This window comes from Sphingomonas sp. UYP23, assembly GCF_054059235.1.
The window spans coordinates 3,014,433-3,028,786 of record NZ_JBSSBX010000001.1; the positions used below are offsets into that span (position 1 = coordinate 3,014,433).

Consider the following 14,354-nt stretch of genomic DNA (forward strand, 5'->3'; position numbering starts at 1 on the left):
CGCGCGGCGTCGGGCTAATAGCGGGCGCTCGGGGCGGGCCATGTGCGGAACCGGGGAGAGACGACATGACCGTGACGATGAGCACCGTGTGGGATCGCACCAGCGAATGCCTGGGCGAGCGCCTTCGCGTGATGGCGCCGATCGTGGAGTTGGGGCTGTTCGTGCCGCTGGCGCTGCTCGGCATATGCATGCAGTTGATGGGATCGAGCGGGCCCACTGTCGACCTTGTCCTCGGCATCATCGTGCTGCTTTCGTCGCTGCTGACAAGCTGGGCAGGGCTCGCGATCACCGCGCTCGCGCTCGACCCGGCAATTTCGCGCGCCGACGCGGTACAGGCGGCGAATCGTCGTTTCCTGCCCGTGCTCGGGATCGGGCTGGTGACGCTCGCGGTGGTGCTTGTGCTTGCGGAGCCGATCGGGATCGCGCTCAACCTCAGCGGAACCAACATGGCCGCGCTCGCCGCGGGCACGCTCCAGCCGGGCGACGTCAATGGCGGCGCGATGGCGTTTGCCTCGCTGTACAGTCTCGTACTGGTCGTCGTGCTGTTCTGGGCCTATGCGCGCTGCGTGGTGCTGGTGACCCCGATCCTGCTCGAGGAGCGGCGCGGCTTGGGGGTCTATCGCCGGAGTTTCGAATTGACGCGGCATATCGCGTGGAAGGTGATCGGCGTGGTGTTTCTGTACGGCGTGGTTTCGTGGGTCGCCTCGGCGGCGGCCAAGAGCGTGTTCGGGACGGTGTTTCTGCTGATGTTCGGCGGCGAGGGGCGGGTGACGCTGGCCGGCCTCCTGACGCAGGTCATCGTCGCGAACGTCTCGACGCTGTTTTCGCTGCTCGCAGTGGTGTTCCTGGCCAAGCTCTATCTCGCCGCCCGCGAGGCGAACGTCGCGCGCTCATGAAACTCGATGCTGCTGCCGTGCTGCGCGATGCCTGGGCGATGGCGAAACGCGATCGCGATCTGTTGATCGGGGTCGGCGGCGTGTTCCTGCTGGTGCCCAAGGTGGCGCAGGTGATGTTCGTCGACCCGACCCCGCCGTTGCCCGCGTCGAGCTCGGACCCGGTCGCGCTGCAGGCGTGGCTCGATGCGGTCGCTGTGTGGTCGAAGCAGAACGACCTGCTCGTGCTCGCGCTGACGCTGGCGTCGCTGTTCGGAACGCTGACGCTGTTCCTGCTCTACACCGATCGCGACCGTCCCGATGTCGCGACAGCGCTGCGCCAGGCGCTGCCGCTGCTGCCGCGCTACCTTCTGCTGGCGCTGCTGGTGACCTTTCCGGTCAACATCGCGTCGCTGCTGCTGATCCCGGGCCTGTATCTCAAGGGCCGACTGATGCCGATCGGCCCGGCGTTCGTCGCCGAGCGCCCGCTCGGCGTGATCGCGGCATGGCGGCGCAGCTTCGCGCTGACGCGTGGCCATGGTCTGACGCTGATGGCGTTTGCCTGCGTGCCGTTGATCGCGGGCGACCTGCTCGCGCTGCCGTTCGAGCTGCTCGGCAGTGCGTTGAACGGCGCACCGATGGCCAATCTGGTGGTCGCCGCGGTGCTCGATGTCGGCAATGGCGCCGCGCGGACGATCGCGACGCTCGCCGCGATCCTGATCGAGATCGCGCTCTATCGGCGGCTCAAGAGCGGGATCTGAGGGGCCGTCTCGGGCGGCAGATGGCCGGTGACGCGCGGATCGGGAAAGGTTTCGATCGTCCGCTTGATCGCGGTGAACCCTTGCGCGCGGTAGAAATTGAGCGCGCTTGGATGATCGAGCGTGCAGGTGTGCAGCCAGACGCGCTCGATCCCCTTGCTCCAGGCGCGCGCGAGCGTTTCGGCCATCAGCCAGCGGCCGAGGCCCTGGCCGGCCAGTTCGGGGATCAGCGCGAAATAGGAGATTTCGCACGTTGCCGGGGTGCGGAAGTCGAGCTCGACCATGCCGACTTCGATCCCCGCGGGATCGACCGCCGCATAGATCGCGACGGCCGGATCGTGGATGATCGCGACGAGCGCCGCCTCGTCGATCACGAGGCGCGAGAACCACAGCCACGGCGCGCCGACGCGGCGGAACAGCGCGCGGTAGCGATCGGGCGTCGGCGCCTCCCAGCGTACCAGCCGCAGCCGCGAAGCGGGCAGGGGGCGCAGCGGGGGCTTCTGCCGCATTTCGAGCGTGGTCACGATCGCGGCGACCGCGTCGTCGCGGACCGGGGTCAGCCCCATCGGCTCACGACCAGGTCGCGAGCGGCGGCAGGCTCATCAGGATCGCATCGATATTGCCGCCGGTCTTGAGCCCGAACAGCGTCCCGCGATCATAGACCAGGTTGAATTCGGCATAGCGCCCGCGCCATTCGAGCATCTGCGCGGTGTCGGCCGGGGTGAAGGGCAGCTTCATCCGCCGCCGCACGATCCGCGGGTAGACGTCGAGGAACGCGCGGCCGAGATCCTGGATGAAGGCGAAATTGGCGGCGAAATCGCCCTCGAGGTGATCGCAGAAGATGCCGCCGACGCCGCGATGCACCTTGCGGTGCGGAATGTAGAAATAGTCCTCGGCCCATTTCGAATAGCGCTCGTAATAGTCCGCGCCGTGCGGGTCGCACGCGGCCTGCATCGCGGCATGGAACTCGGCGGTGTCGTCCGGATACGGCAGCGGCGGGTTGAGATCGGCGCCGCCGCCGAACCAGCGCTTGGTGGTGACGAGGAAGCGGCAGTTCATGTGGACCGCGGGAACGTGCGGATTGGCCATGTGCGCGACGAGGCTGATGCCGGTCGCGAAGAAACTCGGGTCTTCGGCCGCGCCGTGGATCGATTTGGCGAACTCGCCCTCGAAGGCGCCGCCGACGGTCGAGACGTTGACGCCGACCTTCTCGAACACCTGGCCCTTCATCACGCCGCGCACCCCGCCGCCGCCATCGCCGCCGCTCGGGTCGGTGCGGTCCCACGGGGTGTAGTCGAAATCGGCGTCCGATCCGGCTTCGCGCTCGATCGCGACGAATTCGGCGCAGATCTGGTCGCGAAGCGCCTCGAACCAGGTGCGGGCGGTGGTTTGTTCGGGGTCGAGTTGCATTGTGCCGTTGTGCCGAGGGATCGCACGCAAGTCGAGATGGCTTTCCACATCCGCCCGCGCGCCGCGGGGGAGGATTTAGGTGGGCCAGCCGCCCGTCTGGCGCAGCGCTTCGCTCAGCGCGATTCCCGCCGCCACCGCGATATTCAGCGAGCGCATTCCCTCGACCAAAGGAATCCGCACGGCCAGATCGGCCTGGTCATGCACCGCATCGGGCACGCCGCTCCCCTCCGATCCCATCAGCAGCACATCGTCGGCGCGGAATGCGGCGGCATCGATCCGCACCCCGCCGCGCGTCGACAACAACACGATTCGCCCCGGCACGGTCGCGACGAAGGCGTCCCAGTCGACGTGCCGCCGCACCTCGACCAGTTCGGCATAGTCCATCCCCGAGCGCGCGAGCGCCTTCTCGCTCCAGGTGAAGCCGGTCGGCTCGATCACGTCGACCCCGACGCCGAGGCAGGCGCCGAGCCGGAAGATGGCGCCGACATTGCCGGCCATGTCGGGTTGATAAAGGGCGATGCGCATTTGCGCCCGCTCATAGTCTCTAAAGGCTTTGTTGCATAATTACGCGAGAGCATGACCGACGTTTTACTTGAAGATGTTATTGGATGCGGACGGTCACCGGCGTTCCTATTTCGGAGAACCGATTGAGAATTGCAGCACGGACTTTGAGCTCGGTAATCTGACGATCGAAGGTGCGGGCGACAACGCGCTGGCCCAGGAGTTTGAAGCAGTGCATTTTGGTCTCGACCAGACTGCGGCGATGATAGCCGCTCCACTTTTTCCAGATTGCGCGACCAAGCCGCTTTGTCGCGCGTAGCGCTCCATTGCGTGCATCGACGCCGGGACCGCCTTCTGCCCATGGTTGCCCGTTGCGGCGGACCGGGATGACCGCATCGGCACCGCGCCCGGCAATAGCGGCATGGCAGTCCCTGGTATCATAAGCGCCATCTCCGCCGACGCTGAGTATCCGCTCGTCTCCGGGAATTTGCGCCAGGAGAACGGGCAGCGTCGGTGCGTCACCAATGGCATTCGTCGTGACCTCAATGGCCCGGATATCCAGCGTCCCAGCATCAATCCCGAGATGCACCTTGCGCCACTGGCGACGGTAGGACGGTCCGTGTTTGCGCGTCTTCCACTCGCCTTCTCCCGTCATTTTGATCCCGGTGCTGTCGACCAGCAGGTGCAGTCCGCCCGAGCTGATCCGCCCGCCGAGGTTGACCTTCAACGTCTTCTGCCGTCGGCACAGCGTCGTATAATCCGGCACCGACCAATCCAGCCCCGCCATTTTGATCAGGCTCGAAACCAACCCCGTCACTTGCCGCAAAGGCAGGTTGAACAGCGTCTTCAGCGTCAGGCACAGCTCTATCGCGCTGTCTGAAAACCGCATCGGGCGACCAGGGCGACCACACGGCTTCGAAAGCCAGTGCATCTCCGGATCAAACCATATTTCCAGCGACCCACGCCGCTTCAGCGCCGCATTATACTCAGGCCAGTTCGTCGTACGATACACAGGTGCGGCAGGTTTGGGCATTACGCCTATCTATACCGCTCGATTCCCTGCGTGAATCCCCGCCATCAGTTTTGCAACAAAGCCGTCTCTAAAATGCTATTGGCAAAAGCTTGCGACGCCGTCTAACACGACACCCAAGAGTCCCCATACGAGGGAAGCGTTCTGGTGTGCCTGTCGATCGAAGCGCAGGGCGCCGCGTTAAAATAGGTCGTTGATCCGCGCGCTGCCGCGGACCGACGAAAGATAAGGGCGAGTGGATGGCAAGCGGAAACACCCTGGAAGTTCCCCTGCACGAGGGACCACACCATGACGGGGAGCCGCGCCGTCGCGATTTCCTCAGCATTGCCGCGGTCTCGGTCGCCGGCGTGGGCGCGATCGCCATCGTCGTCCCTTTGATCAACCAGATGAACCCGTCGGCCGACGTGCTCGCGCTCGCCACGACCGAAGTCGATCTCAGCAAGATCGAGGCCGGTCAGGGCGTCGTCGTCTCGTTCCGCAAGCAGCCGCTGTTCGTGCGCAACCTTACGCCGGTCGAGATCGCCGAGGCCGACAAGGTCGACGTCAAGTCGCTGCGCGACCCCGAGACGCTCGAGCAGCGTACGCGCGGCAAGAAGAACTGGCTGATCACGCTGGGCGTCTGCACGCATCTCGGCTGCATCCCGCAGGGCATCACCAGCGGTGAGGATCGCGGCCAGTTCGGCGGCTATTTCTGCCCGTGCCACGGCTCGCAATACGACACGGCCGCGCGCATCCGGAAGGGTCCGGCGCCGAAGAACCTGTTCGTGCCGGATTATACATTCACGTCGCCGTCGACGGTCGTGGTGGGTTGAGGATAGAGACATGAGCTTTCCCTGGGCCAAGCATTACGAACCCAAGAGCGGGTTCACCAAATGGATCGACGAGCGCCTGCCGCTCCCGCGCCTCGTCTACGGCGCGGTCGGTGCGGGGTACCCCGTGCCGCGCAACCTCAACTATTTCTGGAACTTCGGCGTGCTCGCCGGCGCCGCGCTGGCCATCCAGATCGTCACCGGCATCGTGCTCGCGATGCATTACGCGGCCAATGGCGGCGTGGCGTTCGATTCGGTCGAGCACATCATGCGCGACGTCAATGGCGGCTGGTTCCTGCGCTATGCGCACGCCAACGGTGCCTCGATGTTCTTCGTCGTGGTCTATATCCACATCTTCCGCGGCCTCTTCTACGGATCGTACAAGGCGCCGCGCGAGATGATCTGGCTGCTCGGCGTCACGATCTTCCTGCTGATGATGGCAACCGCCTTCATGGGCTATGTCCTCCCCTGGGGGCAGATGAGCTTCTGGGGCGCGCAGGTCATCACCGGCTTCTTCTCGGCGATCCCCATGGTCGGCGACACGATCCGGATCTGGCTGCTCGGCGGATATGCGCCTGACGACGCCGCGCTCAACCGCTTCTTCTCGCTCCACTATCTGCTGCCGTTCGTGATCGCAGGCGTCATCATCCTGCACATCTGGGCGCTGCACATTCCGGGCTCGAACAACCCGACCGGCGTCGACGTGAAGGGCGAGCAGGACACCGTCCCGTTCCATCCTTACTACACCGCCAAGGACGGCTTCGGGCTCGGCGTGTTCCTCCTGATCTTCGCGTCGCTGCTGTTCTTCGCACCCAACAGCCTCGGCCATCCGGACAATTATATCCCGGCCAACGCGCTGCAGACCCCCGCACACATCGTCCCCGAATGGTATTTCTGGCCGTTCTACGCGATCCTGCGTTCGTTCACCGCCGACTTCCTGTTCATTCCGGCCAAGCTGCTCGGCGTGCTGGCGATGTTCGGCTCGATCCTGCTGCTGTTCTTCCTGCCATGGCTCGACAGCTCGCCGGTGCGCTCGTCCAACTATCGCCCGCTGTACCGGATCTTCTTCTGGGTGCTGGTGCTCGACGTGCTGGTGCTCGGCTGGGTCGGCGGGTCGGAGATCTCGCCGTTCAAGGTCGCCCTGGGGCAGATCACCGCGGCCTATTATTTCGCGCACTTCCTGATCATCCTGCCGATCGTCTCGCGCGCCGAGCGGCCGCAGCCATTGCCGAGCTCGATCACCGCGGCGGTACTGGCGAAAAAGGGTGGCACCAGTCCGGCTCATACCGCGCTCAGCGGTAGCCCGGTTCCGGCCGAATAAGGGGCAATCAGACTAATGGTTCGCGCAATCGCAATCCTCATCGGCGCCGGTATCGTCGCCTGCCTCGCCTGGGCGCTGTTCGGCACCGTCTACGGTGCCGTCACCGATCCGGCGCCGCCGACTGCGGTCGAGGAATTTCATCGCCATCCCAAGGACGTGGCCCTTGCCTCGAACGGGCTGCTCGGCACGTTCGACGAGCGCCAGCTCCAGCGCGGGCTGCAGGTCTACAAGGAAGTCTGCTCGAACTGCCATTCGCTCAAGCACGTCGCCTTCCGTGACCTGACGCAGCTCGGCTATTCGGCGGGTCAGGTGAAGAAGTTCGCTGCCGACTGGGCGGTCAAGGCCAAGCAGTTCGACCCCAAGTCGGGCGACACGACCGACCGACCGAACACGCCCGCCGATTATTTCCCGGCGGTCTATTATCCCGGCACGGGCAACCCGCCAGACCTGTCGCTGATCACCAAGGCGCGGCATGAAGGCCCAGCCTATGTGTACTCGCTGCTGACGGGGTATCAGGATAAGCCGGCTGCCTTGCTCAAGCACTTCCCCGACGCCAAGGTGCCGGACGGCCTCTACTACAACCCGTATTTCGCGAACCTCAACCTCGCGATGCCGCCGCCGCTGACGCAGGACGGGCAGGTCACCTATCTCGACGGCACGAAGTCGACCGTCGACCAGAATGCCAAGGACGTCTCCGCGTTCCTGACCTGGGCGGCCGAGCCAAACCTTCCGGCGCGGCACGGTTACGGCCTGGCAGTGCTTGGTTTCCTGCTGCTGTTCTGCGTGCTGTCCTACGGCGCGTACCAGAACATCTGGCGCGACATTAAGCACTGATCCATAGACGTCGCCCCGGCGAAGGCCGGGGCCGCTACGTTGTCTGCGGGACAGTCGTTTCGCAGCGCGGCATAACGGCCCCGGCCTTCGCCGGGGCGACGAGGATCTTATGGCTGACAATGACGATCTCAAGGCGCTGATCCGGACGATCCCGGACTTCCCCAAACCCGGCATCCAATTTCGCGACATCACGACGCTGCTGCTCGATGCCCACGGCTTCGCACAGACGATCACGCGGATGGCGGCGATCACGCTCGGTCCGATCGATCTCGTCGCCGGGATCGAGGCGCGCGGCTTCCTTTTCGCGGCCGCCCTGGCCCGCCCGCTCAACGCCGGCGTGCTGCTGATCCGCAAGGACGGCAAGCTGCCCGGCGCGGCGATCGCCGAGGATTACGCCCTCGAATATGGCACCGACCGGATCGCGATGCATGCCGATGCGCTGGCGCCGGGCAAGCGTGTGCTGCTGGTCGACGATCTGATCGCCACCGGCGGCACCGCGCGCGCCGCGCTGCGGCTGTTGCGCAAGGCCGGCGCCGTCGTCGAACAGGCGCAATTCCTGGTCGATCTCCCTGATCTCGGCGGCGCCGCTGCATTGCGGTCCGATGGCATCACGGTCGATTCGCTGATCGCCTTCCCCGGGCACTGAGCGCCGGAAAGGAACCAAGCACGGGGCGCCGGGTTGAGGATCTAACCCCGCGCCCCGCATGATGTCTGGCGCGTCGTCCAGCAGGAACCCGCCATGTCGATTTTCAAGCTCACTCTCGCCGCAGCAGCGCTCGTCACCGTTGGCGGCTTGTCAGGCTGTGTCGATGATTACGGCTATGGCGGCGTCCAGGTAGGGTACGGCGCGAGCGCGTGGGATCCCTATTATGGCGGCTACAGCGCCGATCCGTATTGGGGCTGGCAGGGCGACTATTATTATCCCGGCTCGGGCTATTACGTCTACGACCGCAACAATTACCGCCATCGCTGGAACGATCAGCAGCGCGGCTATTGGCAGGGCCGTTCGCAGGGCTGGCGCGGCGCACATCGCGAGATTCGCCCGATGTGGCGCGATTACGGCGTCCAGGGGCGGCCGGGTCGTGGGATCCCGGGCGGCATCAACCGCGGTGGTGGCAATCGTGGCGGTGGCGGCCAGCGCGGCGGTGGCGGGCGGCATCGCTGATCGCGTGGGCTGACGCCGACGCCGCGGCTCAGGCGGGGCGCGTCCGGATGAGGCCGATCGAGACGAACGTCATCACCGCGACGTTGTCTTGGTTGAGCACCGTCATCCGGCTGCGATAGCTTCCCATCTCCGGGCGACTCTGCGACGCGCGCTTGTCGAGGATCTCGGTCTCGCACCGAAGCGTGTCGCCGGGATAGACGGGTTTGAGCCAGCGCAGCTCGTCGATCCCGGGCGACCCGAGCCCGGCCTGGTCGTTGGCCTTTAGGTTCTCGACCACCATCGCCATCGTCATCGCGCAGGTATGCCAGCCGCTCGCCGACAGCCGCCCGAAATGTGTCTCGGCAGCGGCGGCGTCCGAGAGGTGGAACGGCTGCGGATCATAGGCTTTGGCGAAGGTGACGACCTCGTCGTGCAGCACCGCATAATGGCCGAACGACGCGGTGGTGCCGACCACGATATCTTCGAAATATTGCATCGCGCGAGTGTCTAGCGCCCCCGCTGCGAAGGCAAGCGCTACTTGACGAGCGCAGCCCGGAACGGCGTATCGTCGCCATCGAGCCCGCTCCCGGCGGGCAGCCCGAGCAGGTCGCGGATCAGCGGCGCGACGTCGACATTGTCGAACCCGGGCAGCGTGCCGAGCGGCGTGATCGCTGGGCCGGCGGCGATGAACAGCGCCGCCATTTCAGGCGCGGCATTGTCGAAGCCGTGATTGCCGCCCGGCTTGGCATCGGGCTTCGGTTTGCTGGCAGTGAGCGACCAGCCCGTCTCGGCGAGGCAGAAATAGGGCGGGATCCGCGGGTTGGTTCCATAGTGCAGCCGGGGCGGGATCTCGCTCTTGCGCCAGCAATCGTAATGCGCGTGATGTCCGAGCAGGGCCTTTTCGAGCGCGGCCTCATGCCCTGGTACGGCGTAGAGGCTGGCGAACGGCCCCGATTCGAACAGGCGATAGTCCGCCGGGTTGGCGATGCTGTCGATCGCGATGGTGCGCGCCGGGCTGGTCGCCGCCATGCCGTGGTCGGCGACGATGACGAGATTCGCGGGCTGGCCGAGCGCGCGAAGCCCCGACACGAGCGCGCCGATCGTCGCATCGACTTGCTTGACCGCTTCGGTCGTCTCGGGCGCATCGGGACCGAAGCTGTGCCCGGCGCTGTCGACGGTATCGAAATAGAGCGTGACGAAGCGCGGGCGCTGCGCGGCCGGACGCCGCAGCCAGTCGATCACGCCGGCGATGCGCTGTTCGCCGGGCACCGCCTGGTCGAATGGCCACCAATCCTCGGGGCGCACCCCGCCGCTGGTCGCGCCGTGGCCCTTGAGCGTGCCGCCCCAGGCGACGTTCGATCCCGGCCAGAACATCGTCGCGCTGCGGACCCCGCCGCGCTCGGCGGTGACCCAGAGCGGCTCGGCCGCGTTCCACCAGAAGGGGTCCTTCGAATCCTCCATGGTGAACTTGTCGCCGGGGCGCGCGACGTCTTCCATCGCGTTCGAGACGATGCCGTTGCGGTCTGGCCGCAGTCCCGTGACCAGCGTCCAGTGATTGGGGAAGGTCTTGGACGGGAAAGACGGCCGCATCGCCGCGCTGATCCCGCTTGCGGCGAGCGCATCAAGGTTTGGGGTCACGCCGCGCGCGCGGTAATCGGGGCGGAAACCGTCGATCGAGACGAGGATCGTGACGGGGGCACGCGCTTCCTCGCGGACCGCGGTGGGGCGTGGTCCGGGGGTAGGCGCAGTGACACAGGCTTGCAGCGCGGCGCACAAGGCGGCGGCAACGATCTTGGTGGTAAAACGCATGTGCGATCCCCTGCGACACGATTGCGTCGGGGCTATGACAGGGTCGTGGCTGGCGGGCTAGCCATTGGCTTGCTTCGTCACCCCGGGACGAGCCCCGGGGTGACATATTGCGAAGGGGTGGCCGGCCGGTTTCGCTATCCCCCCAGCGACACCTTGGCGAACAGGCTGAAGCTCACCGGCAGCTTGCCATACGCCGCGTCGAGCGCCGCCGGCTTGGCATAGACCCCGACCGACCCGCCGAGCGCGAGATCGAACGGGCCGACGAAGGGCAGGCGATAGGCATAGCCGCCCTCGAGTTTCCCGACACGGAACTTGCGGTCGTGGAGCGGGTCGGTCCGGTCGGGGAACAGCTCGTCATTCGCCACGTCCTCGCCGCGGGCGAACAGCGTGTGGTGCCGGTCGATGTCCCAGTTCGCCTCGGCCAGCCACGCGGTCAGCGTGCGCCCCGGGAGCAGATGCTTGTTCGAGAAAGCGAGCAGCGCCGAGACGCCGTGCTGCGCATATTGCACGCTCGCGGTGGTGCGTGCCTCGTCGCGGTCTGGCTCGAGTTGCTCGGGGCTCTTGAGCCGGCCGTGGCTGACCTGCACCGCCCAGGCGGGCGAGGGGGTCCAGGTCGCGCGCACGCTCCACGAATCGAGGCTCGGCCGCTCGATGTTCCAGCGATACTGGTCGGGCTCGCGCCCGCGGAACGCCGAGGCCTCGAGCTGCCAGCGCGGCGCAGCATAGCCGAGCGTCACCACGCCGTAGCTGATGTGCGTGCTGTCGAACCAATGGTGCGTGATCGGCGAGAGCGGCTGATACGTCGCCGAGGCGCGATGCATGAACGCCGACGGCCCGAGTGCGGGTTCGGCGACCGGGCCGCCATAGACGAACACGCTGCCGGGCCCCGCGTCGACATCGAGCCGCGCCGACAGTTCGATGAACAGATCGTGCGGGTGCTGGCGGTCGGTCAGCTGGAGCTTGCCGTCGGCGGTCTCGCCGGTGGCGAAGAGGTTCGGGTAGCCCTTTGCGCCCATCGCCGGCTCGAGGCTCATCATCGAGCGCAGCTGCAGCCGCGTCGCCCCGAAATCGCGCGCGGCGGATAGCATCGCCATCGAGGTGACGAAGGCTTCGTTTTCGCCGCGCGGCCCGCCCTGGTCGGTATAGACGCCCCAGGCATAGCCGTGGAGCATCAGCATCCAGTCGCCCGCCATGAAGTGCGCCCCGCGCATCGCACCGTCATTGCCGGGGTTGCGCGCGGTGCCCGATCCTTCGGCGTACGAGCCGTCGGGCGGGCCCATCGTCATTCCGGGCATCGTCATGCCGGGCATGGTGGCCATGTCGTGGGCGGTGTGCCCGGCCTGCGCTGGCGGCATCGCCATTGCGGGCATGGCGTCGGATGTCGGGTCTGTGGCTTCCTCTCCTATTTGCTTCCCCGGCGAAGGCCGGGGCCCAGGCGTGGAGGTGGTGGTTGGCGCGTCCTGCGCGTGATCGTCGGCCGCTCGCTCCTGGCCCCCGGCCTTCGCCGGGGAAGCAGGGATAGGCGAAGCGGGCGTATGCGCAGGCGAAGCGCCGTGCTTGTGCACCGGCGCCGCGCGCTTCGCGGGTTTCGCTTGGGGTTTCGCCGGCATCGGCATGTCCATCTTCATGCCGGGCATCATCTGCGCGAGCGCGCCCGTCGGCAGCAACGCCGCCACGGCACAGCCCGCGATCCTCATCGATCGAGTCATTGTCGGTCCTCCCGAACGTAAAAAGCCAGGCGGGCACGCGGCCCGCGGTTCAGGCTTTCGCGCGCGGAGGGGGAAGGGCAGGCGGCGTCCCCGAAGCCGGATCGAACGCCGCAGCAACGATGCGCCGCGTTGGCGCGTCGGGCGATAGCGGCGCAGTCACGCCGCGTGCGGCCAGGCTCGCCGGCGGAATGCAGCCGATGCACATGTGCGGAACGGTGGCATGGTCTTCGCGCACCGGCGCGGCGTGGCCGTCATGATGCATCGCGGCCATCATCGGTGCGGGCGTGGGCGCATCATGGCACGGCGCGCTCGCAAAAGCCGGAAAGGCAAAGGCTGCAAGCAGCAGCGCAAGGATCAGTCGGGCGAACACGGTCTCGCTCTACGACGTGCCGCGGCGAGGGGCAATCACGCGGCGCCGCCAAGCGTCAGCCGGTAGAATTTGGTGTCGAGCGGCATCCGCGGGAAGGACGGCGGCAGCGTATCCAGGGAAATCTCGACGAAGCCGTTCTTCTCATAGAAGCGATGCGCGCCGACAAAAGCGGCGGTGGTGCCCAGCATCACCGTCTCGAGCCCGACCGCGCGCGCATGCGCCAGCAGCTGCGCGAGCAACGCCGCCCCGACGCCATGCGCGCGCCCGCGCCATGCGGGCGCGACGAACATCTTCCGCAAAGCACCCAACCCGCCGCCGCAATCGCGCAACGCGATCGTGCCGACGATCTCCCCGCCCGCCACCGCGGTCCAGAACCCGCCCGCGCCCGACTGGTAGAAGCCGGGGATGTCGGCAAGGTCGGGCTGGTCGGCGGCGGTGATCGGGATCCCGAATTCGCCGGCCTGAATCCCCACGATCAGCGCAACCACGTCCGCTTCGGACCCGGCGCTGAATGCGGTGATCGCGACCGGTGACGCCATCAGACGTTGAAGCGGAAGTTCAGCACGTCACCGTCATGCACGACATAGTCCTTGCCCTCCTGGCGCAGCTTGCCGGCATCGCGCGCGCCGGTTTCGCCGCCGAGCGCGACATAGTCGTCATAGGCGATCGTCTCGGCGCGGATGAAGCCGCGCTCGAAATCGGTGTGGATTTCGCCTGCGGCCTGCGGTGCCTTGGCGCCGGCATGGACGGTCCAGGCGCGCGCTTCCTTCGGGCCGACGGTGAAGAAGGTGAACAGCTTGAGCAAGCGGTAGCCCGCGACGATCACGCGCGTCAGGCCGGTCTCGCTCAGGCCGAGCTCGGCGAGGAACTCGCCGCGCTCTTCGGCCGCCATCGTCGCGATCTCCGCCTCGATCGCGGCGGAGACGACGACGGCTTCGGCGCCCTCGGCCTTGGCCTTCTCGAACACGCGTGCCGACTGGCTGTTGCCGTTCGCGGCGCTCGCTTCCTCGACGTTGCAGACATAGAGGACGGGCTTGGCGGTGAGTAGCTGCGCCTGGCTGAAGGCGCGCGTCTCGTCCTCGTCCTTGGGCAGGGTCAGCCGGGCCGGCTTGCCCTCGCGCAGCAGCTCAAGTGCCTGGCCGAGCACCGAGGCGGCGACCTTCGCCTCCTTGTCGCCCTGCGTCGCCTTCTTGAGCAAATTGGGGACGCGCTTCTCGAGGCTCTCGAGATCCGACAGCATCAGCTCGGTTTCGACGGTCTCGGCATCGGCGATCGGATCGACCTTGCCCTCGACATGCGTGACGTCGTCATCCTCGAAGCAGCGCAGCACATGGACGATCGCGTCGACTTCGCGGATGTTGCCGAGGAACTGGTTGCCGAGACCCTCGCCCTTCGACGCGCCGCGGACGAGCCCGGCAATGTCGACGAAGCCGAGCTGCGTCTCGATGATCTTCGCCGAGCCCGCCACCGCGGCGAGCTTGTCGAGCCGCGGATCGGGCACTGCGACGTTGCCGACGTTCGGCTCGATCGTGCAGAACGGATAGTTCGCCGCCTGCGCCGCCGCGGTCTGCGTCAGCGCGTTGAAGAGGGTGGACTTGCCGACATTGGGCAGCCCGACGATGCCACAGCGAAAACCCATGATATTCCTTGGTGTGCGATGATGTGCGTGAAGCCCGCCCGATACGGCTTTGCGCCGCGAAAGACCAGCCTGTCACGGTAGGAAGGCCCTTGCCGGGAACCCGCAAAGGCATAGGCTGTTGATTCTGGATCAAGTCGCTCGGTCGCCG

General features: G+C 66.5%; 17 protein-coding genes. 7 read left to right on the forward strand and 10 right to left on the reverse strand.

Features of this window, described 5'->3' with window-relative positions:
- Positions 1-65 precede the first annotated feature (65 nt).
- Positions 66-896: a hypothetical protein gene (locus tag ACVWYO_RS14885; protein ID WP_457352079.1), complete on the forward strand. Its 831-nt coding sequence runs from the start codon at positions 66-68 to the stop codon at positions 894-896.
- Positions 893-1,633 carry a hypothetical protein gene (locus tag ACVWYO_RS14890; protein ID WP_457352081.1) on the forward strand — a complete coding sequence of 247 codons (741 nt, stop codon included), beginning with the start codon at positions 893-895 and terminating at the stop codon, positions 1,631-1,633. The genes ACVWYO_RS14885 and ACVWYO_RS14890 overlap by 4 nt, the downstream gene beginning before the upstream one ends.
- Here ACVWYO_RS14890 and ACVWYO_RS14895 read toward each other — a convergent pair.
- The 4 genes from ACVWYO_RS14895 to ACVWYO_RS14910 form a co-directional block, all read right to left on the reverse strand.
- The gene (locus tag ACVWYO_RS14895; protein WP_457352083.1) at positions 1,606-2,196 is read right to left on the reverse strand and encodes a GNAT family N-acetyltransferase; all 591 of its coding nucleotides are present in this window, start codon (positions 2,194-2,196) and stop codon (positions 1,606-1,608) included. The two genes, ACVWYO_RS14890 and ACVWYO_RS14895, sit on opposite strands and share 28 nt — an antisense overlap.
- Before the next feature lie 4 nt (positions 2,197-2,200).
- The gene (hemF, locus tag ACVWYO_RS14900) at positions 2,201-3,040 is read right to left on the reverse strand and encodes an oxygen-dependent coproporphyrinogen oxidase (protein WP_457352085.1); all 840 of its coding nucleotides are present in this window, start codon (positions 3,038-3,040) and stop codon (positions 2,201-2,203) included.
- 75 nt (positions 3,041-3,115) lie between these two features.
- A complete protein-coding gene (locus tag ACVWYO_RS14905; RefSeq protein WP_457352087.1) occupies positions 3,116-3,565 on the reverse strand; it encodes a tRNA (cytidine(34)-2'-O)-methyltransferase in 450 nt (149 codons plus the stop codon).
- A gap of 76 nt (positions 3,566-3,641) precedes the next feature.
- Entirely contained in the window at positions 3,642-4,574 is a 933-nt protein-coding gene (locus ACVWYO_RS14910; RefSeq protein ID WP_457348219.1) for an IS5 family transposase, read from the reverse strand.
- A gap of 236 nt (positions 4,575-4,810) precedes the next feature.
- Here ACVWYO_RS14910 and petA point away from each other — a divergent pair, with 236 nt between their 5' ends.
- The 5 genes from petA to ACVWYO_RS14935 all read left to right on the forward strand — a co-directional run bounded on the left by petA (position 4,811) and on the right by ACVWYO_RS14935 (position 8,700).
- Positions 4,811-5,383, forward strand: coding sequence for a ubiquinol-cytochrome c reductase iron-sulfur subunit (gene petA, locus ACVWYO_RS14915; RefSeq protein ID WP_457352089.1), 573 nt, complete (start codon positions 4,811-4,813; stop codon positions 5,381-5,383).
- Between the two features lie 10 nt (positions 5,384-5,393).
- The gene (locus ACVWYO_RS14920) at positions 5,394-6,701 is read left to right on the forward strand and encodes a cytochrome b (protein ID WP_457352091.1); all 1,308 of its coding nucleotides are present in this window, start codon (positions 5,394-5,396) and stop codon (positions 6,699-6,701) included.
- 15 nt (positions 6,702-6,716) lie between these two features.
- A complete protein-coding gene (locus ACVWYO_RS14925) occupies positions 6,717-7,535 on the forward strand; it encodes a cytochrome c1 (protein ID WP_457352093.1) in 819 nt (272 codons plus the stop codon).
- A gap of 109 nt (positions 7,536-7,644) precedes the next feature.
- Positions 7,645-8,181 (forward strand): adenine phosphoribosyltransferase, encoded by a 537-nt coding sequence (locus ACVWYO_RS14930; protein ID WP_457352095.1) that lies wholly within the window; start codon positions 7,645-7,647, stop codon positions 8,179-8,181.
- A gap of 93 nt (positions 8,182-8,274) precedes the next feature.
- Positions 8,275-8,700 carry a hypothetical protein gene (locus tag ACVWYO_RS14935; RefSeq protein WP_457352097.1) on the forward strand — a complete coding sequence of 142 codons (426 nt, stop codon included), beginning with the start codon at positions 8,275-8,277 and terminating at the stop codon, positions 8,698-8,700.
- 28 nt (positions 8,701-8,728) lie between these two features.
- Here the strand turns inward: ACVWYO_RS14935 and ACVWYO_RS14940 are convergent, their stop codons facing one another.
- The 6 genes from ACVWYO_RS14940 to ychF all read right to left on the reverse strand — a co-directional run bounded on the left by ACVWYO_RS14940 (position 8,729) and on the right by ychF (position 14,206).
- Entirely contained in the window at positions 8,729-9,175 is a 447-nt protein-coding gene (locus ACVWYO_RS14940; RefSeq protein WP_457352099.1) for a MaoC family dehydratase, read from the reverse strand.
- Positions 9,176-9,213: 38 nt separating this feature from the next.
- Positions 9,214-10,488, reverse strand: a complete 1,275-nt coding sequence (locus ACVWYO_RS14945) for an alkaline phosphatase family protein (protein WP_457352101.1) — start codon at positions 10,486-10,488, stop codon at positions 9,214-9,216.
- Between the two features lie 134 nt (positions 10,489-10,622).
- Positions 10,623-12,197: a hypothetical protein gene (locus ACVWYO_RS14950; protein ID WP_457352103.1), complete on the reverse strand. Its 1,575-nt coding sequence runs from the start codon at positions 12,195-12,197 to the stop codon at positions 10,623-10,625.
- A gap of 49 nt (positions 12,198-12,246) precedes the next feature.
- Positions 12,247-12,567, reverse strand: coding sequence for a hypothetical protein (locus ACVWYO_RS14955; protein ID WP_457352105.1), 321 nt, complete (start codon positions 12,565-12,567; stop codon positions 12,247-12,249).
- A 35-nt stretch (positions 12,568-12,602) separates the two neighbouring features.
- Complete coding sequence (locus tag ACVWYO_RS14960) at positions 12,603-13,106, reverse strand: GNAT family N-acetyltransferase (RefSeq protein WP_457352107.1); 504 nt, start codon at positions 13,104-13,106, stop codon at positions 12,603-12,605.
- Positions 13,106-14,206, reverse strand: a complete 1,101-nt coding sequence (gene ychF / locus ACVWYO_RS14965; RefSeq protein WP_457352109.1) for a redox-regulated ATPase YchF — start codon at positions 14,204-14,206, stop codon at positions 13,106-13,108. Before ychF ends, ACVWYO_RS14960 begins: the two co-directional genes overlap by 1 nt.
- Positions 14,207-14,354 lie beyond the last annotated feature (148 nt).

Bases quoted from the DNA above. Each gene is read 5' to 3' on its own strand.
- ACVWYO_RS14885 (WP_457352079.1), top strand. From the start codon at position 66: ATGACCGTGACGATGAGCACCGTGTGGGATCGCACCAGCGAATGCCTG.
- ACVWYO_RS14890 (WP_457352081.1), top strand. From the start codon at position 893: ATGAAACTCGATGCTGCTGCCGTGCTGCGCGATGCCTGGGCGATGGCG.
- ACVWYO_RS14895 (WP_457352083.1), bottom strand. From the start codon at position 2,196: ATGGGGCTGACCCCGGTCCGCGACGACGCGGTCGCCGCGATCGTGACC.
- hemF (WP_457352085.1), bottom strand. From the start codon at position 3,040: ATGCAACTCGACCCCGAACAAACCACCGCCCGCACCTGGTTCGAGGCG.
- ACVWYO_RS14905 (WP_457352087.1), bottom strand. From the start codon at position 3,565: ATGCGCATCGCCCTTTATCAACCCGACATGGCCGGCAATGTCGGCGCC.
- ACVWYO_RS14910 (WP_457348219.1), bottom strand. From the start codon at position 4,574: ATGCCCAAACCTGCCGCACCTGTGTATCGTACGACGAACTGGCCTGAG.
- petA (WP_457352089.1), top strand. From the start codon at position 4,811: ATGGCAAGCGGAAACACCCTGGAAGTTCCCCTGCACGAGGGACCACAC.
- ACVWYO_RS14920 (WP_457352091.1), top strand. From the start codon at position 5,394: ATGAGCTTTCCCTGGGCCAAGCATTACGAACCCAAGAGCGGGTTCACC.
- ACVWYO_RS14925 (WP_457352093.1), top strand. From the start codon at position 6,717: ATGGTTCGCGCAATCGCAATCCTCATCGGCGCCGGTATCGTCGCCTGC.
- ACVWYO_RS14930 (WP_457352095.1), top strand. From the start codon at position 7,645: ATGGCTGACAATGACGATCTCAAGGCGCTGATCCGGACGATCCCGGAC.
- ACVWYO_RS14935 (WP_457352097.1), top strand. From the start codon at position 8,275: ATGTCGATTTTCAAGCTCACTCTCGCCGCAGCAGCGCTCGTCACCGTT.
- ACVWYO_RS14940 (WP_457352099.1), bottom strand. From the start codon at position 9,175: ATGCAATATTTCGAAGATATCGTGGTCGGCACCACCGCGTCGTTCGGC.
- ACVWYO_RS14945 (WP_457352101.1), bottom strand. From the start codon at position 10,488: ATGCGTTTTACCACCAAGATCGTTGCCGCCGCCTTGTGCGCCGCGCTG.
- ACVWYO_RS14950 (WP_457352103.1), bottom strand. From the start codon at position 12,197: ATGACTCGATCGATGAGGATCGCGGGCTGTGCCGTGGCGGCGTTGCTG.
- ACVWYO_RS14960 (WP_457352107.1), bottom strand. From the start codon at position 13,106: ATGGCGTCACCGGTCGCGATCACCGCATTCAGCGCCGGGTCCGAAGCG.
- ychF (WP_457352109.1), bottom strand. From the start codon at position 14,206: ATGGGTTTTCGCTGTGGCATCGTCGGGCTGCCCAATGTCGGCAAGTCC.